This is a genomic window from Cupriavidus oxalaticus (genome assembly GCF_016894385.1).
In the GTDB taxonomy this organism is placed as follows: domain Bacteria; phylum Pseudomonadota; class Gammaproteobacteria; order Burkholderiales; family Burkholderiaceae; genus Cupriavidus; species Cupriavidus oxalaticus.
The window spans coordinates 423996-446861 of record NZ_CP069811.1; the positions used below are offsets into that span (position 1 = coordinate 423996).

21 protein-coding genes, 1 pseudogene and 2 riboswitches are annotated in these 22866 nt (G+C 66.1%); of the genes and pseudogenes, 10 read left to right on the forward strand and 12 right to left on the reverse strand.

Annotation, left to right across the window (positions count from 1 at the left end):
• Positions 1-21 precede the first annotated feature (21 nt).
• The 3 genes from JTE92_RS01880 to JTE92_RS01890 are packed head-to-tail and all read right to left on the reverse strand — an operon-like array spanning position 22 to position 2315.
• The gene (locus JTE92_RS01880; RefSeq protein ID WP_063239491.1) at positions 22-1167 is read right to left on the reverse strand and encodes a DUF1275 domain-containing transporter; all 1146 of its coding nucleotides are present in this window, start codon (positions 1165-1167) and stop codon (positions 22-24) included.
• Between the two features lie 39 nt (positions 1168-1206).
• Positions 1207-2037 carry a fused MFS/spermidine synthase gene (locus tag JTE92_RS01885; protein WP_063239648.1) on the reverse strand — a complete coding sequence of 277 codons (831 nt, stop codon included), beginning with the start codon at positions 2035-2037 and terminating at the stop codon, positions 1207-1209.
• Between the two features lie 14 nt (positions 2038-2051).
• Complete coding sequence (locus tag JTE92_RS01890; protein ID WP_232353385.1) at positions 2052-2315, reverse strand: HPr family phosphocarrier protein; 264 nt, start codon at positions 2313-2315, stop codon at positions 2052-2054.
• A gap of 161 nt (positions 2316-2476) precedes the next feature.
• On the opposite strand from JTE92_RS01890, the gene JTE92_RS01895 reads away from it, so the two are divergent.
• Complete coding sequence (locus JTE92_RS01895; RefSeq protein ID WP_063239493.1) at positions 2477-2647, forward strand: ribbon-helix-helix protein; 171 nt, start codon at positions 2477-2479, stop codon at positions 2645-2647.
• Positions 2648-2825: 178 nt separating this feature from the next.
• Positions 2826-3926 carry an AraC family transcriptional regulator gene (locus JTE92_RS01900; RefSeq protein WP_063239494.1) on the forward strand — a complete coding sequence of 367 codons (1101 nt, stop codon included), beginning with the start codon at positions 2826-2828 and terminating at the stop codon, positions 3924-3926.
• On the opposite strand, the gene JTE92_RS01905 is transcribed toward JTE92_RS01900, so the two are convergent.
• The 5 genes from JTE92_RS01905 to JTE92_RS01925 all read right to left on the reverse strand — a co-directional run bounded on the left by JTE92_RS01905 (position 3913) and on the right by JTE92_RS01925 (position 8818).
• On the reverse strand, positions 3913-4884 hold the full coding sequence (locus tag JTE92_RS01905) for a quinone oxidoreductase family protein (protein ID WP_063239495.1): 972 nt from the start codon (positions 4882-4884) through the stop codon (positions 3913-3915). The two genes, JTE92_RS01900 and JTE92_RS01905, sit on opposite strands and share 14 nt — an antisense overlap.
• Before the next feature lie 13 nt (positions 4885-4897).
• Positions 4898-5899, reverse strand: coding sequence for a tripartite tricarboxylate transporter substrate binding protein (locus JTE92_RS01910; protein WP_063239496.1), 1002 nt, complete (start codon positions 5897-5899; stop codon positions 4898-4900).
• A gap of 67 nt (positions 5900-5966) precedes the next feature.
• A complete protein-coding gene (locus JTE92_RS01915) occupies positions 5967-7025 on the reverse strand; it encodes a beta-keto acid cleavage family enzyme (protein WP_063239497.1) in 1059 nt (352 codons plus the stop codon).
• 32 nt (positions 7026-7057) lie between these two features.
• Positions 7058-7903 (reverse strand): TauD/TfdA dioxygenase family protein, encoded by an 846-nt coding sequence (locus tag JTE92_RS01920; RefSeq protein WP_063239498.1) that lies wholly within the window; start codon positions 7901-7903, stop codon positions 7058-7060.
• A gap of 351 nt (positions 7904-8254) precedes the next feature.
• The gene (locus JTE92_RS01925; protein ID WP_063239499.1) at positions 8255-8818 is read right to left on the reverse strand and encodes a BON domain-containing protein; all 564 of its coding nucleotides are present in this window, start codon (positions 8816-8818) and stop codon (positions 8255-8257) included.
• A 455-nt stretch (positions 8819-9273) separates the two neighbouring features.
• Here JTE92_RS01925 and JTE92_RS01930 point away from each other — a divergent pair, with 455 nt between their 5' ends.
• Together JTE92_RS01930 and JTE92_RS01935 are read left to right on the forward strand one after the other, a co-directional pair.
• Positions 9274-9627, forward strand: a complete 354-nt coding sequence (locus tag JTE92_RS01930) for a hypothetical protein (protein WP_063239500.1) — start codon at positions 9274-9276, stop codon at positions 9625-9627.
• 163 nt (positions 9628-9790) lie between these two features.
• The gene (locus JTE92_RS01935) at positions 9791-11047 is read left to right on the forward strand and encodes an oligosaccharide flippase family protein (RefSeq protein WP_063239501.1); all 1257 of its coding nucleotides are present in this window, start codon (positions 9791-9793) and stop codon (positions 11045-11047) included.
• A gap of 120 nt (positions 11048-11167) precedes the next feature.
• Here JTE92_RS01935 and JTE92_RS01940 read toward each other — a convergent pair whose 3' ends face one another.
• On the reverse strand, positions 11168-11386 hold the full coding sequence (locus JTE92_RS01940) for a DUF2188 domain-containing protein (protein WP_063239502.1): 219 nt from the start codon (positions 11384-11386) through the stop codon (positions 11168-11170).
• A gap of 127 nt (positions 11387-11513) precedes the next feature.
• Between JTE92_RS01940 and JTE92_RS30315 the strand changes: the two are divergent.
• Positions 11514-11774 (forward strand): annotated as a pseudogene (locus JTE92_RS30315) (MerR family transcriptional regulator); the annotation flags it as partial.
• A 144-nt stretch (positions 11775-11918) separates the two neighbouring features.
• Here the strand turns inward: JTE92_RS30315 and mdeB are convergent.
• Entirely contained in the window at positions 11919-14621 is a 2703-nt protein-coding gene (gene mdeB / locus JTE92_RS01950; protein ID WP_063239504.1) for an alpha-ketoglutarate dehydrogenase, read from the reverse strand.
• A 183-nt stretch (positions 14622-14804) separates the two neighbouring features.
• Here mdeB and JTE92_RS01955 point away from each other — a divergent pair, with 183 nt between their 5' ends.
• Positions 14805-15323, forward strand: coding sequence for an Lrp/AsnC family transcriptional regulator (locus JTE92_RS01955; protein WP_063239505.1), 519 nt, complete (start codon positions 14805-14807; stop codon positions 15321-15323).
• Between the two features lie 11 nt (positions 15324-15334).
• Here JTE92_RS01955 and JTE92_RS01960 read toward each other — a convergent pair whose 3' ends face one another.
• A complete protein-coding gene (locus tag JTE92_RS01960) occupies positions 15335-16258 on the reverse strand; it encodes a LysR family transcriptional regulator (protein WP_063239506.1) in 924 nt (307 codons plus the stop codon).
• 186 nt (positions 16259-16444) lie between these two features.
• Between JTE92_RS01960 and JTE92_RS01965 the strand changes: the two genes are divergently transcribed.
• From JTE92_RS01965 to JTE92_RS01975, 3 genes are read left to right on the forward strand one after another with little or no spacing between them, the layout of a single operon-like run.
• Entirely contained in the window at positions 16445-16903 is a 459-nt protein-coding gene (locus JTE92_RS01965) for a MaoC family dehydratase (protein ID WP_063239507.1), read from the forward strand.
• Between the two features lie 38 nt (positions 16904-16941).
• Entirely contained in the window at positions 16942-18108 is a 1167-nt protein-coding gene (locus JTE92_RS01970) for a thiolase family protein (RefSeq protein WP_063239508.1), read from the forward strand.
• 24 nt (positions 18109-18132) lie between these two features.
• A complete protein-coding gene (locus JTE92_RS01975) occupies positions 18133-18531 on the forward strand; it encodes a Zn-ribbon domain-containing OB-fold protein (protein ID WP_063239509.1) in 399 nt (132 codons plus the stop codon).
• A gap of 237 nt (positions 18532-18768) precedes the next feature.
• Here JTE92_RS01975 and JTE92_RS01980 read toward each other — a convergent pair whose 3' ends face one another.
• The gene (locus JTE92_RS01980; protein ID WP_063239510.1) at positions 18769-20034 is read right to left on the reverse strand and encodes a D-amino acid dehydrogenase; all 1266 of its coding nucleotides are present in this window, start codon (positions 20032-20034) and stop codon (positions 18769-18771) included.
• Positions 20035-20088: 54 nt separating this feature from the next.
• Positions 20089-20226: riboswitch (glycine riboswitch) on the reverse strand.
• Positions 20227-20328, reverse strand: a riboswitch (glycine riboswitch).
• Positions 20329-20580: 252 nt separating this feature from the next.
• Between JTE92_RS01980 and JTE92_RS01985 the strand changes: the two genes are divergently transcribed.
• Positions 20581-22866: a TonB-dependent receptor gene (locus JTE92_RS01985; RefSeq protein WP_063239511.1), complete on the forward strand. Its 2286-nt coding sequence runs from the start codon at positions 20581-20583 to the stop codon at positions 22864-22866.

The window sequence follows — 22866 nt, forward strand, 5'->3', positions numbered from 1 at the left end:
GGCATGGACGGCGCCTTCCCGTCAAGGGAGATGTCGCACGAGCCAGACCGATGCCGATACTGCGGCAATGGCCCAGAGCGTCACGATCACCAGTGCAGCAACGTGGCTGACGGGGCGGTTGGGGGCCGCTGCGGCTGTTGCGCGATGCTGGCGCATCACTTCAAGCGGAATTAACCGTATTGCCAGCAACAAGCCGAGAGGCACCAGCACTACCTCGTCAACATAGCCAAGCACGGGAATGAAATCGGGAATCAGGTCAATGGGCGACAAGGCATAGCCGGCGATCAGCGAGGCGAGCGCTTTCGCATACCATGGCGTGCGCGGATCTTGTGCGGCCAGCCACACGGCGTGCGCCTCGTTTCTGACTGTGCGAGCCCAGCGCCGGGAGCGTGCGACCAGATGATGCAGCAGGTCCCTGCGCCACAAGTGCAGACGGACATCGTCCAGCACCGGGACTGCCGCAAGGGCGAGCAGCAGGGTTGCCAACGCAAGCGTGGCGCTGAACCCGATGTGCTTGAAGCCCAAGGCGCCGATGACGCCTCCGGCGAAGAACAGGGTGACCAGCGTGAGGAGTACCCGTAGCTTGTGCCGATTGGCGAGCACTGGTGGCTTGCCCGAGTCGTCTCTGGACAGGTTCCAGAAGAAGAGCTTCCCCAGTTCGATGCCGATGTCCGTGACCATGCCGGTCACATGCGTGGTGCGGATCTCGGCATTCGACAGCTTGGTAACCAAGGCATTTTGCAGGCCCATGATGAAGCAGAGCACCATGACCGTTGCCGGCACGAACAGCCATTCGTGGTGCTCGAGATTGCTTCCAAGCAAGCCAAAACACACCAGCAGCGTGGCTTCCAGCATGAGCGGCAATGCGTATTCGCTTTGCAGGCGCTCGCGGCGCCCCCAGTTGACCAGGACCGCCGAGCAGGCGGCACCTGCCAGGAATGACAGCAGGGCTCCCAGGCCATCCAGCATTAGCCAGAGACTGCCCAGAGCCAGGTTGTCGGCCATGGCGGACACGATGCCAGACATGTGCGAGGTGTACTGGTGCACCGCCAGGAAGCCCCCGGCATTGGTCGCGCCGGCAACAAAGGCCAGGTAACAGGCCAGTTGCCGGTTGCTTCCGGGGCTGCGCTCCTTTCCGGTCAGCTTGCGCAAGTACAGGATTGGCATGGTTGCGTTGATCGGGAGGCTTGCGCAGGAAGGGGCTTGTCAGTACCGGATCTGCGGCCTTGCCGGCTTGGGCCAGGAGGCACGATCCGAGGCAACGCGCTCGCCGCGTTTCAACCGTCGGGCTGCCCCGGTCAGGTTCAGGGGATGCGCGGTTTCCAGGATGCGCGCACGCGCCAGCAGTGCATCCAGGGAGGGCAGCTTGTGCGGTCCTTTCCAGGCGAACAGCGTGTAGTTGGCACTGTCTTCGGCAAGGGAGAGGGACATCGACTGGCCGAAGGCGGTACTGGCCTCCTCCAGGTAAAGCGGGATATCGGGATCGCTCTCGAGGAAATTCGCGACCAGCACACCGGTATCGGCCAGGCGTGCATGACAGGCGGCATAGAAGTCCGCGGTGCCAAGCTGTACCGGCATGCCGTCGGCCAGGAAGCCGTCCACCAGGATGACGTCCGGGCGCGCATCCTGGTTCGCGACATACTCGGCGCCATCCGCGCAGACCACCTCGAGTCGTTCGTCGTCCGCTGGGATCTGGAACTGCTCGCGCAAGGCGATGACCTCCGGATTGATCTCGATTGCCACAACCTTGGTATTGGCGAGATGCCGGTAGCAGTATTTGGCAAGTGAGCCGCCACCCAGGCCGATCATCGAGATCCTGGCGGGAGTCGGGTGCAGCAGCAGGAATCCCATCATCGTCCGGGTGTAACCCAGCACGAGCTTGTCGGGATCCTTGCGCGACATGAGGCTTTGGGTGGCCAGTGCGTCGAAATGCAGCGACAGCGCGTGCCGGGTTTCCAGCACCTGGGGCGTGCCGTCGTTGGCCGCCTCGGCCAGGAATTTCAGGTAGGCCTCGAACGAGGAGCGGTCGGCCTGCATCTTGTCGGCTCCCATCAGAGAGACTTGGGGAGCGCTTCCCCTCTCAGCAATGCCGCGATGGTGACGAGGGCAGCCGCCTCGTCCGGCCCGGTCGCCTGGATTCGGATGTGCGTGCCCGCCCGGGCAGACAGCCGCATGACCTCCATCACATTCTTGGCATTTGCAACCCAGGCGCCGCTGGCGAGCACGATCTCGCACTCGAACTGATTGGCCGTGAAGGCCAGCCTCGCGGAATTCCGTCCCTGAAACGCGTCCCTCGCAGTGAGTTCGATCGTCACTTCTACCACTGATCCCTCATCAAGAAATAGTGCACCTCAACCCCTCAGCTGAACTGGCATGCGCGTCGTCGCGGCGGCGGGACGCGCAGGGGGTCTCAGCAGGAGTCTCATAGTCGTATACTATGATAATACTATTATCATGAAATGATAATCCAGAGCGCATGGAATCCAGGACCGCACGCCTGACCGTATTGATTGACCCGGTGAAGAAGAAGGCCTTTGAGGCGCTGTGTGCCGCACAAGACCAGACCCCATCGCAAGTCGTTCGCCAGCTGATTCGCGACTACTTGCAGGAGCACGAGGTGGACTACGCCACCAGGCCGAAGCGCTGAGCGCCTGCGCCGATGCGGAGCGTGGGTGACACGCGGCAGGGAGCGCCGGCGCCCGCGTACCGGCCTTCGCTTGAGGCATACTTCACGCATCCGCGTGCGAGACCCCCATCCCGCACACCGCCCCATTGCCTCACACCAACATCCCGGCGCGGTCCCCCGCGCACGCCGGGCCCTCGCCATGCAAAACGTCGGAAACGTCGGAAACGTCGGAAACGTCGGAAGACTCGTCCGCAGCGCCAGCCTGAGCGGCTATATCGAGCTGACGGAGTCGCTCGGGCATGATCCCGGGGCCTTGCTGCGCAAGGCCGGGCTGTCCGCGCGGCTGCTCAGGGACCCGCAGGCGCTGATTCCCAGCAGGGCACTGCGCGAGCTGCTCGAACTCACCGCCAGCGCCACGGGCACGGAGGATTTTGCGCTCCGGCTGGCGGCGCGCCGCACGTTTTCCAACCTGGGGCCGATCAGCCTGGTGCTGAAGGAGGAGCCTTCGCCGAGGCAGGCGCTCGATGCCTTGTGCCGTTACCTGAAGCTGATCAGCACCTCGCTCGTCATGCGCATCGAGGAGACCGGCCAGACCGTGGTCATCCGTGAAGACCTGCTGCCGGGGCCGGGCGCGGCCACGCGGCAGGCGATGGAGTTGAGCGTGGCCATGATGTTCCGGATCCTGCGCGAGCTGATCGGGCCGCAGTGGCGGCCGCAGCAGGTCTGCTTCACGCACCGGCCGCCGGCGGATATGGCGGCGCACCGTGCCTTCTTCGGCCGCAACCCGATGTTCAACCAGCCATTCAATGGCATGGTCTGCGCGGCGGCCGACCTGGACACGCCGCGCACGCCCGACCATTCCGGGGCCATCCAGCTGGCCCGGGACTACCTTGAGGCATCGCTGCGCCAGCGCGGCGAGGGCATGCGCGAGGCGTGCCGCGAGCTGATCATGGCGCTGCTGCCCGGCGGGCGCTGTACCGCCCAGCAGGTGGCGCGGCATCTTCGCGTGGACCGCCGCACGCTGCATCGCCATCTCATCGTCGACGGGCTGACCTTCTCGGCCTTGCTCGACGAGGTTCGTACCGAGCTGGTCAGGCGGCACCTGCAGGAGAGCGACCTGCCGCTTGGCGAGATCGCGGGGCTGCTGGGATTCTCGAACCAGAGCAGTTTCAGCCATTGGTTCCGCGCGAGCTTCGGCTGCAGCGTCACGCAATGGCGTTTGCAGGCGGCCGATCAGGCCGCAGCGGAACGCGCCGGCGCGGGTCGCCGGCGCACAGGAGCTGCCGTCAGTCGGCAATAAGCACGATCTTGCCCATATGCTGGCTGCGTTCGATGTAGGCATAGGCCTCGCCGATCGCATCCATGGGGAAGGTGCGGTCGATCGGCAGGCGCAGCTTGCCTTCGCGGAAGAACGGCATCAGGTCGCGCGCGCAGGCCTGCACGCAGGCGAGGCGTTCGGCCTCGGTGCGCGTGCGGAAGGTGGCGCCGATCAGCTTCAGCCGGTTGTGCCACAGCAGGTTCAGATCGAGCCGGGCCATGCTGGCGCCGCCCAGCCGCGCCAGGTTGACCAGGCGGCCCTTGACTGCCAGGCTCTTGATATGGTCTTCGAAGACCGTGCCGCCGATGGTATCGATGATGACGTCGACGCCACGTCCGTCGGTGGCTGCCATGATGGCCTCGACCTGCGCTTCGCACGACGCATTGACGCCGACATCGACGCCATAGCCTGCCAGCCGCTCCAGCTTGGCCGCCGAGCGCGAGGAAGCGATCACCCTCGCGCCGAGCGCGGACGCGGCCATCACCGCGGCCATGCCGACCCCGCCCGAGGCGCCGTTGATGAACACCGTCTCGCCGGCCTTGAGCTCGCCGTTGCTGACCAGGGCGTCATGGGCGGTGATGAACACATTGGGGAACGCGGCCGCGTCGGCCCACGATACCTCGGGCGGCACCGGCATCAGCGCCAGCGGCGCCGCGACGACATACTGCGCATGGCAGCCGCGCCCGTGGCCCATCACCCGGTCGCCTTCGCGCCAGCCACTGACGTCCTCGCCGACGCCGGCGACCTCGCCGGCGAACTCCACGCCGGCCGTCATCGGGGCACCGGTCCGGTGTTCCCGCATGTACTTGATTTCGCCATAGTTGATGCCCGATGCGCGTACGCGCACCAGCACCTCGCCGGGGCCGGGTTGCGGCGTGGGGATGTCCTGCACGGCCAGCCGGCCACCCTCCGCGCCCGGTAGTACTCGTACCGCCTTCATGCTGTCTCCTGTGTCATTCCGGCTTGAACTGAATCGAACGCAGCAGCTTGCCCTGGCGTTCGTATGACTCGCGCACGTCCCTGGCGAGTTCGTCCGGCGTGGCCGGCGTGCCGACCTCCATGCCCAGCTCTTCGATCTTGCGCCGCAGCGTGGGCGCTTGCATGGCGGCAAGCGTCGCCTCGCGCAGCTTGCTGACCACGGCCGGCGGCAAGCCGGGGGCCGCCCACAATCCCATCCAGCCCACCTCGCTGAGGTCCGGATAGCCCAGTTCCGCAAACGTGGGCACGTTGGGCAGCGCGGCGATCCGCTGCGGGAAGGCCACCGCGAAGGCTCGCAGCTTGCCCGCCTTGATGAACGGCATGGACGTCGCCGGGCCGTCGAACATCAGCGGAACCTGGCCGCCCATGATGTCCTGCAAGGCCGGCGGAGAGCCCCTGTAGCTCACCGCGCCGGTATCGAGCCCCGCCAGGCGGTTGAACTGGACGCCGATGGTATGGCCGCGCAGGCCAATGCCGAAGTTCGCGACATCGATCTTGCCGGGGTTCGCCTTGACGTACGTGACCAGCTCGGCGAGGTTCTTCGCGGGAAGACCGGGATTGCCCACCAGGACCAGGCCCTGGCGCGTGAGCTGGACCAGCGGGACAATGTCCTTGAACGGGTCGTAGGACACCTTGATGGCTTGCGGCACTTCCGAGGCGATGCCCTTCTGGATCAGCAGCAAGGTATATCCGTCCCGCGGCGCGGACAGCATGTTCTGCACGGCAATCGTTCCTGCCGCGCCGGCCTTGTAGTCGACCACCACGGGCTGTCCGAGCGGCCGTTGCAGCTCCTGCGCAAAGAGCCGTGCGAGGATGTCCGCGGTGCCGCCGGGAGGCGCGCCGACGAGTATCCGCACGGGCTTGGTTGGCCACTCGGCAGCCGGGGCGGCGTGCACCGCCGGGGCGGCAGGCAGCAGCGCGCCGAGGGCAAGCGCGAGCACAACCGCGCGGCGCCTGGTCTGGGGGAAGCGTTTCATGGCTTGTCTCCTTGTCTTGTGTCCCCTCGGCCCTGTGGGCGGGCCGTGTCAACGGGGGAAGTGCGGCTTACTGGGTCTTGCGCAGGTAGCCCTGGGTGCCGCCATTGCGGTTGGGCGCGAAGCCGTTTGCCTGCAGCGACTCTTCCACCGTGTCGTAGAAGACGCCGATCCTGCAGATCTCGCGTGCCTCCTTGGCGGTGGCGATGTCACGGCCGAGTTCGCGGGAGATGCGCACCAGCTGCTCGATCTGGTCCACCGTGCCCTGCTTCGCCGTGCGCCGCGGGTTCCACAGCACGTCCTCGGTGCCGCAGCGCACGTGCAGGCCCATGGCAATGCCCATCGTATTGACCGGCAGCACGTTGCGCACATTGCTCTCGACCGTCACCACCGCGCCGTCCGGCACGGCGCGCACGAAGTTGGCCAGGCTGTAGACGCTGGGCGTGTCCATGCCGCCGCCGATGGCCACCCAGTTGAGGTTCAGCGGGCCCTTGTAGAAGCCGCGCCGCATCAGCCGCTCCACCGACTCCAGGCTGTTGATGTTGTAGCACTGGAATTCGCTCTGGATGCCGGCGGCAGTCAGCCGGCGCACATGCTCTTCCACCCAGCCGGGATTGGCGGGCACCGTCATGTTCTTGTAGGCGTCGAAGAGCGCCATGTCCTGGCGCGAGGTGCCGCGGAAGTCGGCGTCTTCCGCATGATCGGTAACGTTCATCTGCGAGGTATTGACCGTCACCGTGACCTGGTCCGGGATGGGATCCAGGTCGGCCAGCATGTGGCGGGTGTCGTCCGACAGCCACTTGGCTGCCTGCCCTTCATCCTCCGGCGCGAAGGAGATCGAGCCGCCCACCTGGATGATCATGTCGGGCACCGCGGCACGCACGCCGGAAATCAGTTCGTTGAACTTGGACAGGCGCTTGGAGCCCTTGCCGTCCAGTTCGCGCACATGCAGGTGCAGCACGGTGGCGCCGGCGTTGTAGCAGTCCACGGCCTTCTGGATCTGGGCCTCCATGGTGACCGGAATGTCTTCGGGGAAATCTGAAGGCAGCCAGCCGGGGGCATACGGTGCGGCCGTGATGATCAGCGGCTGCTGGTTTTCGGGAAAGAGGTGGCCATCGAGGAAGTTCATGGGGAGTCTCCGGGTCGCAAGGCGGATTCGGTTCAGTAGGGGATGTCGCCGACGATGGCCGCGCGCTCCATCTTGCGCGGCGCGGGAAAGTAGTCGTTGAGCGCGTAGTGCTGCGTGCAGCGGTTGTCCCATACGGCGATGTCACCGCGCTGCCACGACCAGCGCACCTGGTATTCGGGGATGGTGGCGCGGCTGATCAGGTAGTTGAGCAGCAGCGCCGCGCCGGGCGCCTTGTCGATGCCATGACGCACGTTGGCCGGCGTGCTGTAGTTGGTGAAGTAGGTCGAGAAGCCGGCACCGACGAACAGCACTTTTTCGCCGGTTTCCGGATGCGTGCGCACGACCGGATGCTCCGCCGGCGGATGGTCCTGCGCGAGCTTCGCGCGCGCCTCGGGCGTCATGACCGCACCGAAGCTCTGTTCGATGCTGGCGCGGGCACGCAGCCCATCGATCTTCACCTTGATGTCGTCAGGCAGTTCCTCGTAGGCCTTTACCATGTTGACCCAGATGGTGTCGCCGCCGATCTCGGGGCATTCGACGCAGCGCAGCACCGCACCCATGGCAGGGTTCGGACGCCAGAGGCCGTCGCAGTGGTAGTTGTTCTCGTAGCTGTGCGGGTTGTCGCTGCGGTAGACGCGCACCAGCCCCGGATGATCGGGGTCGCTGCCGGCCACGGGATGGTCTTCCAGCTTGCCGAAGCCGCTGGCGAACGCGACGTGCTCGGCACGCGTGATGTCCTGCTTGCGGAAGAAGAGCACGCGGTGCCTGAGCAGCGCTGCCTTGATGTCGGCGAAGAGCGCCGGGTCACGCGCCGCGTCGCCGAGATGGACGCCTGTGATTTCGGCGCCGATGGCCGGGGTGATCTGCCTGATCTCCATTTCCATGTCTCCAGCAGTTTGGTGGATCTGCGTACAGGTCTTGGCCTGCATGGAGATGGAGTATCGGGCGATCGAAGGGGGTGTGCTTGCTTTACTGGGACATTCGTTTGTTAATTTGGGACATCCGGAATGAGCCCTGCCTGGCAGCGCCCCGCACGGCCGCTGCCAGGCATTAATGCCGTTCAGTTAAGGTATCAATCTCACTACTGTCATTCCCGCGCAGGCGGGAATCCAGCGTCTTAAAGCCCCCCGATGGGGGACAAAAAGTCACTGGGTTCCCGCCTACGCGGGAACGACGGTGGTTAACTGAACGGCATTAGCTGCCAAGCATCGTTTGTGCCGGATGGTGCCTCAACCCGTTTTCGCTCCGCCCACCGTATCCGTCCCGCTCGCCAGCGTGCCGGCCTTGTCCGGAGAGACCGCGCCGCTGCCTCTGGAAGATCCTTCGGTGGTGACGCTGGAGGTGCTCAGCCCGCTGATTCCCCCGCCTCCCGTGCTGCCGGGTCTGGCGGCGCCCTGCGACGGCGCCGTGCCCGATTGCGCGCCAATGCGCAGGCGGTTGTCGACTTCCTTCACCCCGAAGGTGTCATCGACGATTTCCTCGATGCGGTACTTCAGCCCGCGGTCGCGCACCGAACCTGTCAGGGTCACGACGCCGGACGCGACGTCGACTGCCACGTCATGCACGGGGTAGCGGCATTCGATCAGGCGCTCGCAGACATCCTCGCGAATGCGCTCGTCGGAACGCTGATAGCCCTTCGGCCCGGCCCGCTTGCCGCCGGAGGTACCACCGCCGCGGCGGTCAGCGTCATAGACGCCGAAGTTGCTTTCGCCGAAGCCGCCGGCATAGACCTCTTCGTCGGAGAAGCCGCCCCGGTAGTCTGGCTCGTTGCGTCGGTTCATGCCCTGGTTCATGTCTTTCTCCAAATCGTGGACGGACGACGTGCGCCCTCCGGAGGAATGCGGCGAAGGGCGGCACGGACATGCGCGGGCTGCTGCAAATTCTGTACCGGCGGTGAAGGGCCGGTCCGTCCGCCTTGGCAACGCATGCACCGGAATCTGCGAAGGCAACGCAGGCAAACAGGTGTCGTGGTCAAAGTCGACTGCGGTTCACTCGTCAGTCGCGACCACACTGCAGAGGTGGCTTCGGCCCCAACGCGGCGTTTTTTGCAAAGGGGATGGCGCTTGCTGGCGAAGCATTTGCATTTGCAGGAGATACAGGGCGAGACATAGTGGGAGAGACAGGGCGAGAAGACAGGGCGAGAAGACAGGGCACTGAAAACGGGTAGATCCTCGCAGCGGCCGCAGTTGGTGCGTTACCGCTCAAAGCGCGCCGAAGCCCCTGACGGCGCCGGCCTAGAATCTTCCCCATGTCCCGCATTGTGGTCTTTCTTCTCGCGCTGATCCTGCCCTTGCAGGTGCTTTCTGCACCGTGGCGGCATCTCACGCATGCCCCGGATCGTATGCTCGAGCATATGGTGGAGCATGCACGGCATGTCCTGCATCACCATGACAAGGACGGGACCATCCACCAGAGTGGCGGCGGCGAATCGCTTGCGCATCAACTGGATTTCGACTACGGCACAAGCCTGAGCGCGGCGTTGCCGGACCTGCCGGAGCCGCCCGCTTCCACGCGCAGCCAGACGGCGCCGTTATTCTTCGCTTCCGCGCCCCCCGATCCCTACTCCCACCTCCCGCATCCGCCCCCGCGTCCGGTCCGGTGACCCCGGCGTGTTGCCGTGCGCGACACAGCCGGCCTGCCTTTCCCCATAAGACCTGGACGAAAGGCTCGCTTACCGGCGCGCGCTACTGATATGGCCTTGCATCCTGCACGCTGCGGCCGCGCCGGCTATCCAATTGTCGTGGATTGCCCGGGAGTGCTTAGCAATGCGTATTCAGATCGCAAGGAACGTCCTCTGGCTGGTGCTGGAGCGCGGCCTGCAGGTAGTGTTCGGAATTGCCAGTATCGGCATGATCGCGCGTGCCATCGGGCCGGAAGGTTTTGCCGCGTTCCAGTATGCACAGTCGCTGGTGCTGATTGCTTCATCGATTGCACTGATCTGTGGGGCCGAAGTGGTCGTCCCGCGACTGGTTGCCGACCGGGCTCCCGCAGCCCAGCACAGGCTGCTTGTCCATGTGTTTGCCCTGCGCGAAGCTGCAGCCATCGCGGGCTATCTGATCGTGATGGCGGTCGTGGCGCTGACGGAGAAGAACGACGTCATCGTCTTGACCGCCATCATCATTGGCATACCCATCCTGTTCTACGAACCCTTCGGGACCGTCAGGGCGTGGCTGCAGTCGCGCACCGACAGCCGGCCCGGTGTTGTATTCGGCATGGTCGGCCTGGCTTTCCGGGTGGCGGCAATCGGGGTGCTTTACCTGGCGGGATCCCGCGCGGCGCCGGCTTTCGCGTGGGTGTTCGCCGGCGAGGCCATGATATGCGCGTCGCTGCTTGCCCGCTACTACCGCAAGCGCAGCCCTCGCGTCGCGGTGAGCATCGACGTCAGTCTGGCCAGGAGGCTGCTGCGTGACGGGGCGGTGTTCTGGGTCAGCCTGATGCTGCTGTTGCTGGCCAAGCGTATCGATCAACTCCTGCTCAAGCCGCACATCAGCCTGTTCGAGCTGGGCGGTTATGCCGCCTCCATGCAGGTGCTGGATAACTTCATGATGCTCGGCTCGATCGTGGCAAGCTCCGTTGCACCGATGATGGTCTATGCCCAGCCGACTCTTGCGCGGGCACGCCGCAATGTGCTGTACGTCGCCACCGGCATGCTGGTGGCGGGCATCGTCGGGGGCGCGGTGCTTGCTTTCTGCGCACCCTGGATCATTGCGCTGATCTATGGTGAGCACTATGAGGCCGCAGCTGACCTGCTGAGGCTGTCGGCGATGGCATCCGGGCTGGTGTTCCTGGATGCCGCGCTGACGCTGCTGGTGGTCTATCTGCGCAAACCGCGCTGGCTGGTGGAGAAATGGTTTCTGGTGCTGTCCACCATGATCGTGGTCGACCTCATCGCGATCCCGATGTTTGGGGCACGTGGCGCCGTCTATGGCTATGTCGCGGGCAACGCTGTGGCGGTGATGGCGGGCGTCGGGTTTTTTATCCGATCGCGCGAACCGATGGCGGCAGCGCAGCAGGCTGCGTGACAGTCGGCCGAACGGCAGGCCGGAGTTCCATGGACTTGCCGTTGCGAAACCGTTCTCTGGTGCTTCCCCCGTTGCTTCCGTTGCACACTCTGACAGGTGCGCCGTTGCGCGGCATCACCGCTACGGCTCCTGTTGCTCGTCGCAGCACGCGCCGCGCAGAGGCATTTCCCCGTCATGACGATGGATGTGCAATTCGGCGCTCTGCCGCCTGGCCACGTCCCAGCCGGCCGCGATTGCCGCTTCCATGGTTGGAAACCTCTGGGGCTTGATATCGAGGCCGCTGAACTCCAGTACCCAGCCATGTTCCGCGGGAAGAACACGAATGATTCGCGATTGCATGATGACCTTTCAAGAGTTACCGCTACGGATGGCGGCCGCTGTCGTTTTGCGGTCGAAATGCAATCCTCCTTCCCTTAAGTGCAGCGTTCGCGTAGCCTAGGTCCGTACCGGGGTACGGAGTCAAGCGATGGAGCACACACTGACGATCGGGAAGCTGGCCAGGGCGGCCGGTGTTGGCGTGGAGACGGTGCGCTACTACCATCGGTGCGGGCTGCTGCCGGTGCCCGAGCGCGCCCATGGCGCCATTCGCCAGTATTCGCAACAGAGCCTGCAGCGGCTGCATTTCATCCGCCAGGCCCAGTCGCTCGGGTTCACGCTGGATGAAGTCCGGATTCTGCTGCAGCAGAACCATGGCCAGTGCAGCACGGCCCGTGCACTGGCCGAGCGAAAGCTCGGCCTGGTGGAGGAAAGGCTGCGGAATCTGCTGCGGATGCGCGCCGAACTGAAGAACCCTGATCGGGCAATGCCGCGCCAACGGCACCGAGGAATGCTGCCCCTTGATCGACACGTTGGCTGCGAACGTCGAGTCAGATCAGACCTGCCATGCCGCGGCCTTGTCCGCCGGCTTGCCATAGCGCTCCCGCGCCGCGCGCACCGCATCGGGCGGCAGCTTGCCGTCATCCGCCAGCGCCCGCAGTGCCGCCACCACGACGGAATACCGGTCCACCTCGAAGAACGCGCGCAAGGCCTGGCGCGTGTCGCTGCGGCCGAAGCCATCGGTGCCGAGCGTCACGTAGCGTCCCGGCACGCACGCGCGGATCAGTTCCGGCACCGCGCGCACGTAGTCGGTGGCGGCGATCACCGGGCCGTCCGATCCGTCCAGCAACGTCTCGACATACGAGCGGGCATGCGCGTCGTTCAGGCGGTTGCTGCGTTCCACGGCGATCGCGTCGCGCTGCAGTTCGGTAAAGCTGGTCACGCTCCAGACCTGCGCCACCACGCCCCAGTCGTCTTCGAGCAGGCGCGCGGCGGCGATCACCTCGGGCAGGATGGCGCCCGCGCCGAGCAGGTCGACCTGGCTGGCATCGCGCCGTTCGGGCGTCAGTGAGTACATGCCCTTCAGGATGCCGTCGCGCACGGCATCGGCCGGCTGCGGCATCGACGGCTGCGCATAGTTCTCGTTGCCGACGGTGACGTAGTAGAAGACGTCGCGCTGCTGCTCGCCCATCTCGCGCATGCCGTGCTCCACGATCACTGCCACTTCATAGGCAAAGGCGGGATCCCACGCGCGGCAGTTGGGGATGGTCGACGCGGCCAGGTGGCTGGTGCCGTCCTGGTGCTGCAGCCCCTCGCCGCCGAGCGTGGTCTTGCCCGAGGTGGCGCCGATCAGGAAGCCGCGGGCGCGCTGGTCGGCAGCGGCCCAGATCAGGTCGCCGATGCGCTGGAAGCCGAACATCGAGTAGTAGATGTAGAACGGCAGCATCGGCAGGTCGTGCACGCTGTAGGCGGTGGCCGCGGCGATCCAGGACGAGATCGCGCCGGCCTCCGAGATGCCTTCTTCCAGGATCTGCCCGCCGGTGGATTCGCGGTAGTACAGCATCGAACCCAGGTCTTCCGGCTCATAGCGCTGGCCCAGCGGCGAATAGATGCCGACCTGCCGGAACAGGTTGGCCATGCCAAAGGTGCGCGCCTCGTCAGCAACCACCGGCACGATGCGCGGCCCCAGCGCGGCGTCCTTGAGCAGGCTGCCGAGCATGCGCACCACGGCCATGGTGGTCGACATCTCCTTGCCGTCCGCGGCCAGCGCGAAGCCGGCCCACTGGCCGGACGGCGGCACCGTGAGCGCGGTGGTCGCGGCCCGCCGGCGCCGCGGCAGGTAACCGCCGAGCGCGGCCCGGCGTGCGTGCAGGTAGCGCATCTCCGGGCTGTCGTCGGCGGGTTTGTAGAAGCGCACGTTGGCGACGTCGTCGTCCGACAGCGGCAGCTGGAAGCGGTCGCGGAAGGCCTTCAGGTCTTCCAGCTCCAGCTTCTTCTGCTGGTGCGTGGTCATGCGCCCCTGGCCAGCCGTGCCCATGCCGAAGCCCTTCATGGTCTTGGCCAGGATCACGGTGGGTTGGCCGCGGTGGCCCATGGCGCGCGCATAGGCGGCGTGCAGCTTGCGCAGGTCGTGGCCGCCGCGGCGCAGGCGGTCGATGTCGTCGTTGCTCAGGTGCGCGGCGAGGGCGGCGAGCTCGGGGTTCTGCTGGAAGAAATGCTCGCGGTTGTAGGCGCCGTCGTTGGCGGAGAAGGTCTGGAACTGGCCGTCGACGGTCTGCGCGAAGGCTCGCACCAGCGCGCCGGAGCGGTCGCGCGCGAACAGCTCGTCCCAGTCCGAGCCCCACAGCACCTTGATCACGTTCCAGCCGGCGCCGGCGAACAGCGCTTCGAGCTCGTCGACGATGCGGCCGTTGCCCCGCACCGGCCCGTCGAGCCGCTGCAGGTTGCAGTTGATGACAAAGACCAGGTTGTCGAGCTGCTCGCGCGCGGCCAGCGACAGGGCGCCGATCGACTCGGGCTCGTCCATCTCGCCATCGCCGAAGAAGCCCCAGACCTTGCGCGACGACGCCGGCTGCAGCCCGCGGTTCTGCAGGTAGCGCATGAAGCGCGCCTGGTAGATCGAATTGATGGGGCCGATGCCCATCGAGCCGGTCGGGAACTGCCAGAAGTCCGGCATCAGCCAGGGATGCGGGTAGGAACACAGGCCCGGGCCCGCGATCTCGCGCCGGTAGTGCTGCAGGTGGGTTTCGTCGAGGAAGCCCTCCAGGTAGGCGCGGGCGTAGACGCCGGGCGCCGAGTGAGGCTGGAAATAGACGAGGTCGCCGCCCTGTTCGGCGCTGTCGGCACGGAAGAAGTGGTTGAAACCGACTTCGAACAGATCGGCCGCCGAGGCATAGCTGGCGATATGGCCGCCCAGCTCGCCATAGGCGCGGTTGGCGCGCACCACCATGGCCAGCGCATTCCAGCGCAGCGCCGCGCCCAGCCGGGCTTCGATCTCGAGGTCGCCGGGGTAGGGCGGCTGCGCCTGCACGGGGATCGTATTCACATAGGCGCTCGGGCCGGCGCCGGGCGGCGGCAGGCCCTGCGCCGCGGCATGCGCCGCGAGCTGCCGCAGCAGGAAGCTGGCGCGCGCGCTGCCGGCATGCGCCAGCACGCCTTCGAGCGCGTCCAGCCATTCGCGCGTTTCCTGGGGATCGCTGTCCTCGTTGGCCGAAGGCAGCGCGAGCATCGATTGCACACCGTTTGCCAGGTTAGTCATGGCACCGCTCCTGTCCATGTTGCTTGTCTGTGGCTTGTCTGTGGCGGCATGCCCGTCAAAGCCCGCCGATGCCAACAAGGTTACGCCTGGAGCCGCAGAGAATGTGTCTGAATTACCTTGCCTTGACGGGGTGTCACAGTATAAAAATTCTCCAAAACCGACAGAATCAAGAATTGTTACGCCATGAACGACACCTCGCTCAAGCTCGATCGCATCGATATCGCCATCCTCAACCAGCTGCAGCAGAACGCCCGCATCACCAATGCCGAGCTGGCGCGCGCTGTGAACCTGTCGCCGACGCCCTGCTTCAACCGCGTCAAGGCGCTGGAGAAAATGGGACTGATCAAGCAGCAGGTCACGCTGCTGAATGCCGAGGCGCTGGGCCTGCGCATCAATGTGTTTATCCAGGTCAGCCTGGAAAAGCAGGTGGAAGACGCGCTGCGCCGCTTCGAGGCGGCCATCGACAAGCGGCCCGAAGTGATGGAGTGCTACCTGATGACCGGCGATGCGGACTACCTGCTGCGCGTGGTCGTGCCCAGCATGCAGAGCCTGGAGCGCTTTATCCTGGAGCAGCTGACCAAGATCCCGGGCGTGTCCAATATCCGCTCGAGCTTCGCGCTGAAGCAGGTGCGGTACCGCACGGCGCTGCCGCTGCCGGCGGGCGGATTGACCTTGAGCGTGGCGGAAGAAGAGGGCGAATAGCCTGCTGCGGGCTACGGCGCGCCACGCTCCTCGTTGCCGCCATCCGCCGCGAATTCCGATAACGCCACCTCGCGGAAATGCCGCACCACCGGGCTGTCGTGCGCCGGCAGCCAGGTGAGCGCCAGGCCGATACCGGCACTGTCCGGATAGCCCGCCAGGTCGCGGATCACCATGCGGTCGTTGGCAAAGCGCCGCATGATCGACGGCACCAGGGCCACGCCCAGCCCGCTCTCCACCAGCGCCAGCACGGTCTGCACCTGCGTGGCCTCCTGCGTGACGCGCGGCTGGAAGCCGGCCATCTGGCACGCCGACAGCGCGGCGCTGCGCAGCCCCGACGCTTCGCCCTGCTCGTACATGACAAAGCGCTCCTGCGCGAGGTCGGCCAGCGTCAGCGCGGGCTTGCCCGCCAGCGGATGGCTGCGCGGCAGGGCGGCGACAAAGCGGTCGCGCTCCAGCAGCGCCAGCGCGGTATTGCCCGGCGCCAGCAGCGGCGTGCGCACCAGGCCAACGTCCAGCGCCTCGTCTTCCAGCCATTGCATGATGCGGGTCGAGGTCGCTTCGCGCAGCACCAGCTCGACGCCGGGGTATTCATTGCGAAAGCGCGTCACCAGCCGTGGCAGCAGGTGCGACGTGGTGGTGCCGACAAAGCCCACCCGCAAGGTGCCGGCCATGCCGCTGCTTGCCGATTGCACCAGCTCGCTGAACTGGCCGGCATGGAACAGGATGCGCCGGGCCTCGGCCAGCGCGGCGCGGCCGGTCGCGGTCAGCGTGACGCCGCGCGGCTCGCGCACGAACAGGGTGGCGTCGAGCTCCGACTCGAGCTTCTGGATCGAGACCGTCAGCGCGGGCTGGGCGATATGCAGGCGTTCTGCCGCGCGGCGGAAATTGAGGGTCTCGGCCAGCACGACGAAGTGCCGGATGCGGCGCAGTTCCATGGGGTCAGCGAGGATGCGGGAGCCACATCTTAGTGCGCCGCGCGTCCCCCGGGCAACCGCGCGCGCCGGCTGGGCCGATAAACAATGCTTATCAATCGCGCGGCAAACGATATTGGACGCCGCTTCGGCGGCGTCGCTACACTCGAGCGCAAAGCCGCGGTACAGCCTCAAGATTCAGGACCCCTCATGCACAGCATTGCATCGCTCGACGACCTGCGTGCGCTTTGCGCCGCGCCGGCCGCGGTGAGCGAGTACTTCCCCATCGGGCAGGACGCCATCGATACCTTTGCCGAGCTGACGCATGACCGGCAGTGGATCTACGTGGACCCCGAGCGCGCCGCGGCGGATTCGCCCTACGGCTGCACGGTCGCGCACGCCTTCCTGATCCTGTCGATGGTGTCGGCGGCGTTCGGGCAGTGCTTTGCCTTCCCGGGCCGCAAGCTGGCGCTGAACTATGGCTTCGACCGGCTGCGCTTCACCGGCCCGGTGCCGGCCGGCGCGCGCGTGCGCGGCGCGTTCACGCTGCAGCAGCTCGACGATGTCCGCCCCGGCGAAGTGCGCTGCCACTGGAAGGTCGAGATGCAGGTCGAAGGCAGCGAGCGGCCGGCCATGGTGGCGACCTGGCTGGTGCTGATGCGCTTCTGAACTTACCCAATATCCATCCCAAGCAGGACGAGACTCCCATGAGCATCAAAGGCAAGGCATATATCGTCGGGGCTTACGAGCACCCGACCCGCAAGGCCCCGGACAAGTCGGTGGCGCAGCTGCATGCGGAATCCGCACGCGGCGCGCTGGCCGATGCCGGCCTGTCACTGTCGGACGTGGACGGCTATTTCTGCGCCGGCGATGCGCCGGGGCTGGGCGCCACCAACATGGTCGATTATCTGGGCCTGAAGGTGCGCCATGTGGACTCCACCGACACCGGCGGCTCCGCTTACCTGGTGCATGTCTCGCATGCCGCGCAGGCCATTGCCGCCGGCAAGTGCAACGTGGCGCTGATCACGCTGGCGGGCCGGCCGCGCTCGGAAGGCTCGACCGGCACGCAGGCGCGCAACTGGGGCGCCAACCTGCCGGACGCGCCGTTCGAGGCGCCGTTCAATCCCGTCACCGTCAACCTGTACGCGATGGTGGCGATGCGCCATATGTACGAGTACGGCACCACGCCCGAGCAGCTGGCATGGGTCAAGGTGGCTGCATCGCACCACGCGCAGCACAACCCGCACGCAATGCTGCGCAACGTGGTCACGGTGGAAGAGGTGCTGAACTCGCCGTTGATCGCCGACCCGCTGCACAAGCTCGACTGCTGCGTGGTGTCCGACGGCGGCGGCGCGCTGATCGTGGCGCGGCCCGAGATCGCGGCCACGCTCAAGCGTCCGAAGGTGAAGATCCTGGGCGCCGGCGAATACGTCAAGGGCCAGCTCGGCGGCGAGGTCGACCTGAGCTGGTCGGGCGCGAAGTTCTCCGGCGCGGCCGCGTTCGCGGAAGCGGGCGTGACCCCGGCCGACATCAAGTACGCCTCGATCTACGACAGCTTCACCATCACCGTGCTGATGCAGCTGGAAGACCTGGGCTTCTGCAAGAAGGGCGAGGGCGGCAAGTTCGTCGCCGACGGCAACCTGATCTCGGGCGTCGGCAAGCTGCCGTTCAATACCGATGGCGGCGGCCTGTGCAACAACCACCCGGCCAACCGCGGCGGCATCACCAAGGTGATCGAGGCCGTGCGCCAGCTGCGCGGCGAGGCGCACCCGGCGGTGCAGGTCAAGAACTGCGACCTGGCGCTGGCGCAAGGCACCGGCGGCTACCTGGGCTCGCGCCACGGCAGCGCCACCCTGATCCTCGAGCGCGAATGATGAACGATCGCCGGAGCAACTGACATGACGACCCCGTACACTCCCATGGCCTACAAGGCCCCGGACGAACAGCCCGACAACATCGAATTCTGGCAGGCCGCGCGCGAAGGCCGGCTGCTGGTCAAGCACTGCCAGTCATGCGGCAAGACGCACTGGTATCCGCGCACGCTGTGCCCGTTCTGCATGGGCGATACGGTCTGGAAGACCGCCAGCGGCCGCGGCACCATCTACTCGTACAGCGTCACGCGCAAGGCCGGTCCGCAGGCGTATTGCATTGCCTATGTGACGCTGGACGAGGGCGTGACCATGATGACCCATATCGTCGATTGCGATCTCGATGCGGTGCGCATCGGGCAGAAGGTGAAGGTCAAGTTCGCGCCCAGCGTGGATGGGGCGCCGGTGCCGGTGTTTGCGCCGGCTTGAAGCTGAGGCCAGGCGACGTGCGCAACGCGCGTCGCTGGTTTGCTCCCCTCTCCCGCATGCGGGAGAGGGGCAGGGGGTGAGGGCAGGCGCTCGCAATCGCGACGCGCTTCACTCCGTTGACGCTCGGCCCTCACCCCCACCCCTCTCCCACTTCGCGGGAGAGGGGAGCGTCCGCAAGGGGCGGTAGTTTGGGTTTGAAATCCCGCTGCCGTCACGGCTGAATCTGCTGTCAGCCGCTCAGGCCTTCCCTAACACCATCCCACCCGGCACGGCCATCTTCTGCGCTTCCAGCGCCTGCGCCACCACCCCGGCCACCATATCCGCCGTCACCGCGGACAACGTCCAGCCCAGGTGCCCGTGCCCGGTGTTGTAGAAGATGCAGCGCGCCCGCCCGCGGCCCACGCGCGGCAGCATATCTGGCAGCATCGGCCGCAGCCCCGCCCACGGCACCACGCTGCGCGTGCTGACGCCCGGAAAGCACTGCTGCACCCATTCCACCAGCGGCCGGATGCGGTCGGCGCGGATGTCGCGGTTGAAGCCGTTGAACTCCGCGGTGCCGGCCACGCGGAAGCGGTCATCGCCCAGGCGGCTGGTGACCAGCTTGGTTTCATCGTCGAGCAGGCTGACGGTCGGCGCCGCTGCCTGGCTCGCGGCGTCGTTCAAATTGACCGTGATCGAATAGCCCTTGACCGGATAGATGTTGACGCGGTCGCCCAGCCCGGCGGCCAGCGCGCGGCTGGCGGTGCCGGCGCAGATCACCGCGCCGTCGAAGGTCGAGGTGGCGCTGTCCGCGCCTTGCTGCACGGTCACGCTGGCGCTGCGGCCATCGGTGGTGACCTTGCGCACGTCCTCGCCGTAGCGGCAGCGCACGCCCATGCGCTCGATGGCGGCGGCCAGTCCGCTGGTGAACTTGTGGATATCGCCGGTCGAATCGCTTTCGGTGAAATAGCCGCCGTAGTAGGTGCCGGCCAGCGTCGGCTCGATTGCGCGCATTTCCGCCGGCGTCACCGCGCGGCGTTCCAGCCCGCCCTGCGCCAGCAGGGCCGAGACGCGGCCCGCGTGCTCGAAGCCCGCCTTGTCGCGGTAGATATGCAGGATGCCTTCAGGCTTGTGGTCGAAGTCGATGCCTTCCTGCGCCGCCCACGCGAACAGGTGCTCGCGCGCCGCGATGGCCAGGCGCGCCGTTTCGATGGTGTTGCGGCGGTAGTGCGGGATCGAGGCGATGAACTCGGCGAACCAGCTCAGCTTGTGCCAGCTCGGCCGCGGGTTGACCAGCAGCGGGGCGTCGCTGCGCAGCATCCACTTCAGGCCCTTGACGATGGTGGACCAGTGCGTCCAGACCTCGGCGTTGGAGGCGGACAGCTGCCCGCCGTTGGCGAACGAGGTTTCCATCGCGGCGTAGCGATGGCGCTCGAACAGGGTGACGGAGAAGCCGCGCCGGGCGAGCGCGTAGGCCGTGGTGACACCGGTGATGCCACCGCCGATGACGGCGATTGTCTTCATGATCTGGCAGTCCAGAAACGTCGGGGTGGGAGCCCGCACGCGACATGCGTGGCGGACGCCCCCTCTGTTCCTGACCTGAGAGATTCACGACAGTCGCCGGTGGTACCGGGGGTACCGGGGGTACCGGAGGCGGGGCCGCTTGCTCCTTCGGTATGCCGGCTGACGATGGCGGCATTCTTCAGAGTGCTGTGACGCGTGATACCGGTCCTTTTGCCTGAGAGTTTCCGGGGCGGTTGCTCCTTCGGCGCTGTCCGCGGCGGCTGCCGCCGGATCAGTCTCTCCCAGCATCACGTTGGCGCGAACGCCAATCCGGGCAAATCTAGAGACAAAGGCCGCATGTGGATATGCGGGTAAACGTGAATGGAGCCAGGCGTGTTCGCATGGATGGGTCGAGTCGCTTCCGTACCGGCGCGGCGCTATGTCGCACTGCGTCAAACCGGCCCGCCCCCTAGAATGTCAGCACTCGCTACGCGGAGGAAGTGCGCCGTAACACGAGCCGGATACGGCGCACCGGCCGGCGAGGCAAAAGAACAGAAAGGTATTCCAGTGAGAAGAAATCGGATCGCGCTGGCCGCCTCGGCCGCGCTGATGGGCCCCGGCATCGCCGGCGCGCAGCCGGATGAACCCGTCAGCGCGCCGCAGCCCTTGCAGGAAGTCGTGGTCTCGGCGAAGACCGAGCGCGGCGAAACGCCGGCCACGCCGCCCAATACGCCATCGCCCGCCTACGGCATCAGCGCCGCGCGCATGGCGGACTTCAACGTGGTCAACACCGAAGACGCGCTCAAGTACGCGCCCAACCTCGCCGTGCGCAAGCGCTTCATCGGCGATATGAACTCGATCATCTCGGTGCGCAGCACCAGCTCGCGCCAGTCGGCGCGCGGGCTGGTCTATGCCGACGGCCTGCTGCTGTCCAACCTGCTGGGCTCCGATTTCTCCTTCCCCCCGCGCTGGTCGCTGGTCAACGCCGCCGAGATCGAGCGCGTCGACGTGCTGTATGGCCCCTATTCGGCGCTGTACCCGGGCAACTCGCTGGGCGCGACCGTGCTGATCAGCACGCGCACGCCGGAGAAGTTCGAAGGCGATGCCAGCGTGCAGCTGTTCACGCAGCGCTTCAACCTGTACGGCACGCACGACAATTTCAACGGCGTGCATGCCAACGCCTACGTGGGCGACCGCGTCGGGCCGTTCTCGTGGCTGGTCAGCGTCGACCGGCAGGACAGCAAGAGCCAGCCGCTGAGCTTTTACACCGCGGCGCGTTCGACAAGGCCCGCCAATGCGACGGATGTCGCTGTATCCGGTGCCTATTTCGATCAGGACCAGACGGGTCGCGATCGGGTGGTAATGGGTGTCAATAGCGAGGGCGTTACGCACACAGTCCAAGATCAATTCAAGGTCAAATTGGGCTATGACATCACGAACACCCTGCAGGCACAGTTCACGGCCGCCTACTGGCAGCAGGACCGTTCCAACAGCACCGGCAGCTACCTGCGCGATGCCAATGGCAACGTGGTGTCGAACGGCCCGGTCAATATCGGCGGCTATCAATACGTGATTCCGGCCAACGCCTTTGCCCCGAGCAACGGCGAAGACGCGCGCTGGCTCTACGGCCTGTCGCTGCGCACGCGCAACGAGACCGGCTGGAACTTCTCCGGCGTGGCATCGCTGTTCGATGTCAGCAAGGACATCAGCCGCACCGCCAGCACCGCGGGCAATGGCCCGGGCACGGTGACCTATGGCGACGGTACCGGCTGGCGCACGCTTGACCTGAAGGCCGACTACCGCCCGCAGCAGCTCAAGGGCGGCCACTGGGTCACCCTCGGCTACCACTACGACAACTACCGGCTCAGCAACACCACCTACAACACCTCAGACTGGCAGGCCGCCACCATCTCCGCGTTCAACAACGCCTTTGCCGGCAAGACCGAGACGCAGGCGCTGTACGCGCAGGACGCGTGGTACTTCGCCGAGGACTGGAAGCTGATCCCGGGCGTGCGCTGGGAACACTGGCGCGCCTATGATGGCAGCCGCAGCCAGCCGGGCGTGGATGTCGCCTACCCGGTGCGCAGCGAGTCCAACTGGTCGCCCAAGCTGGCGCTGGAAAAGGCCATCGGGCAGGACTGGCTGGGCCGGCTCTCGCTGGGCCAGGCCTACCGCTACCCGACCGTCGCCGAGCTGTTCCAGGGCCGCATCACCGGCACCTCGCTGATCAACAACGATCCCAACCTGAAGCCGGAACGCTCGTTCTCGAAGGACCTGACCTTCGAACGCACGGTCGACCGGTCGTACTTCCGCGTGTCGGTGTATGAAGACGACATCCGCGATGCGCTGGTCAGCCAGACCAATACCACGGTGTTCCCCACCGTCACCAGTTTCCAGAACGTGGACCGCGTGCGCACGCGCGGCATCGAGCTGGCCTATGACGGGCGCGACGTGCTGTTCAGCGGCTTCGACCTGTCGGCCAGCGGCGCGTACAACCATTCGAAGACGCTGGAGAACGCCAACAACCCGGCATCGGTGGGCAAGTATTTCTATCGCATCCCGCAGTGGCGCGCGAACCTGGTCGGCACCTACCGCTTCACGCCGGCATGGGCCGGCACGCTGGCGATGACCTATTCGGGGCGGCAGTACAATACGCTCGACAACAGCGACGTCAATCCCGACACCTTCGGCGGCACCAGCAGTTTCCTGACCTTCGACGTCAAGGTGACCTACAAGCCCGCCAGGAACGTGCGTCTCGGGCTTGGCATCGACAACCTGACCGACCAGCGTTACTTCGTCTACCACCCGTACCCGGGTCGGACGTTCTACGCCGAGGCCAAGCTTTCCTTCTGA

What these genes read in the sequence shown, in the direction of transcription:
- JTE92_RS01880 (WP_063239491.1), bottom strand. Translation starts at nt 1,167, where the DNA reads ATGCCAATCCTGTACTTGCGCAAGCTGACCGGAAAGGAGCGCAGCCCC.
- JTE92_RS01885 (WP_063239648.1), bottom strand. Translation starts at nt 2,037, where the DNA reads ATGCAGGCCGACCGCTCCTCGTTCGAGGCCTACCTGAAATTCCTGGCC.
- JTE92_RS01895 (WP_063239493.1), top strand. Translation starts at nt 2,477, where the DNA reads ATGGAATCCAGGACCGCACGCCTGACCGTATTGATTGACCCGGTGAAG.
- JTE92_RS01900 (WP_063239494.1), top strand. Translation starts at nt 2,826, where the DNA reads ATGCAAAACGTCGGAAACGTCGGAAACGTCGGAAACGTCGGAAGACTC.
- JTE92_RS01905 (WP_063239495.1), bottom strand. Translation starts at nt 4,884, where the DNA reads ATGAAGGCGGTACGAGTACTACCGGGCGCGGAGGGTGGCCGGCTGGCC.
- JTE92_RS01910 (WP_063239496.1), bottom strand. Translation starts at nt 5,899, where the DNA reads ATGAAACGCTTCCCCCAGACCAGGCGCCGCGCGGTTGTGCTCGCGCTT.
- JTE92_RS01915 (WP_063239497.1), bottom strand. Translation starts at nt 7,025, where the DNA reads ATGAACTTCCTCGATGGCCACCTCTTTCCCGAAAACCAGCAGCCGCTG.
- JTE92_RS01920 (WP_063239498.1), bottom strand. Translation starts at nt 7,903, where the DNA reads ATGGAGATCAGGCAGATCACCCCGGCCATCGGCGCCGAAATCACAGGC.
- JTE92_RS01925 (WP_063239499.1), bottom strand. Translation starts at nt 8,818, where the DNA reads ATGAACCAGGGCATGAACCGACGCAACGAGCCAGACTACCGGGGCGGC.
- JTE92_RS01930 (WP_063239500.1), top strand. Translation starts at nt 9,274, where the DNA reads ATGTCCCGCATTGTGGTCTTTCTTCTCGCGCTGATCCTGCCCTTGCAG.
- JTE92_RS01935 (WP_063239501.1), top strand. Translation starts at nt 9,791, where the DNA reads ATGCGTATTCAGATCGCAAGGAACGTCCTCTGGCTGGTGCTGGAGCGC.
- JTE92_RS01940 (WP_063239502.1), bottom strand. Translation starts at nt 11,386, where the DNA reads ATGCAATCGCGAATCATTCGTGTTCTTCCCGCGGAACATGGCTGGGTA.
- mdeB (WP_063239504.1), bottom strand. Translation starts at nt 14,621, where the DNA reads ATGACTAACCTGGCAAACGGTGTGCAATCGATGCTCGCGCTGCCTTCG.
- JTE92_RS01955 (WP_063239505.1), top strand. Translation starts at nt 14,805, where the DNA reads ATGAACGACACCTCGCTCAAGCTCGATCGCATCGATATCGCCATCCTC.
- JTE92_RS01960 (WP_063239506.1), bottom strand. Translation starts at nt 16,258, where the DNA reads ATGGAACTGCGCCGCATCCGGCACTTCGTCGTGCTGGCCGAGACCCTC.
- JTE92_RS01965 (WP_063239507.1), top strand. Translation starts at nt 16,445, where the DNA reads ATGCACAGCATTGCATCGCTCGACGACCTGCGTGCGCTTTGCGCCGCG.
- JTE92_RS01970 (WP_063239508.1), top strand. Translation starts at nt 16,942, where the DNA reads ATGAGCATCAAAGGCAAGGCATATATCGTCGGGGCTTACGAGCACCCG.
- JTE92_RS01975 (WP_063239509.1), top strand. Translation starts at nt 18,133, where the DNA reads ATGACGACCCCGTACACTCCCATGGCCTACAAGGCCCCGGACGAACAG.
- JTE92_RS01980 (WP_063239510.1), bottom strand. Translation starts at nt 20,034, where the DNA reads ATGAAGACAATCGCCGTCATCGGCGGTGGCATCACCGGTGTCACCACG.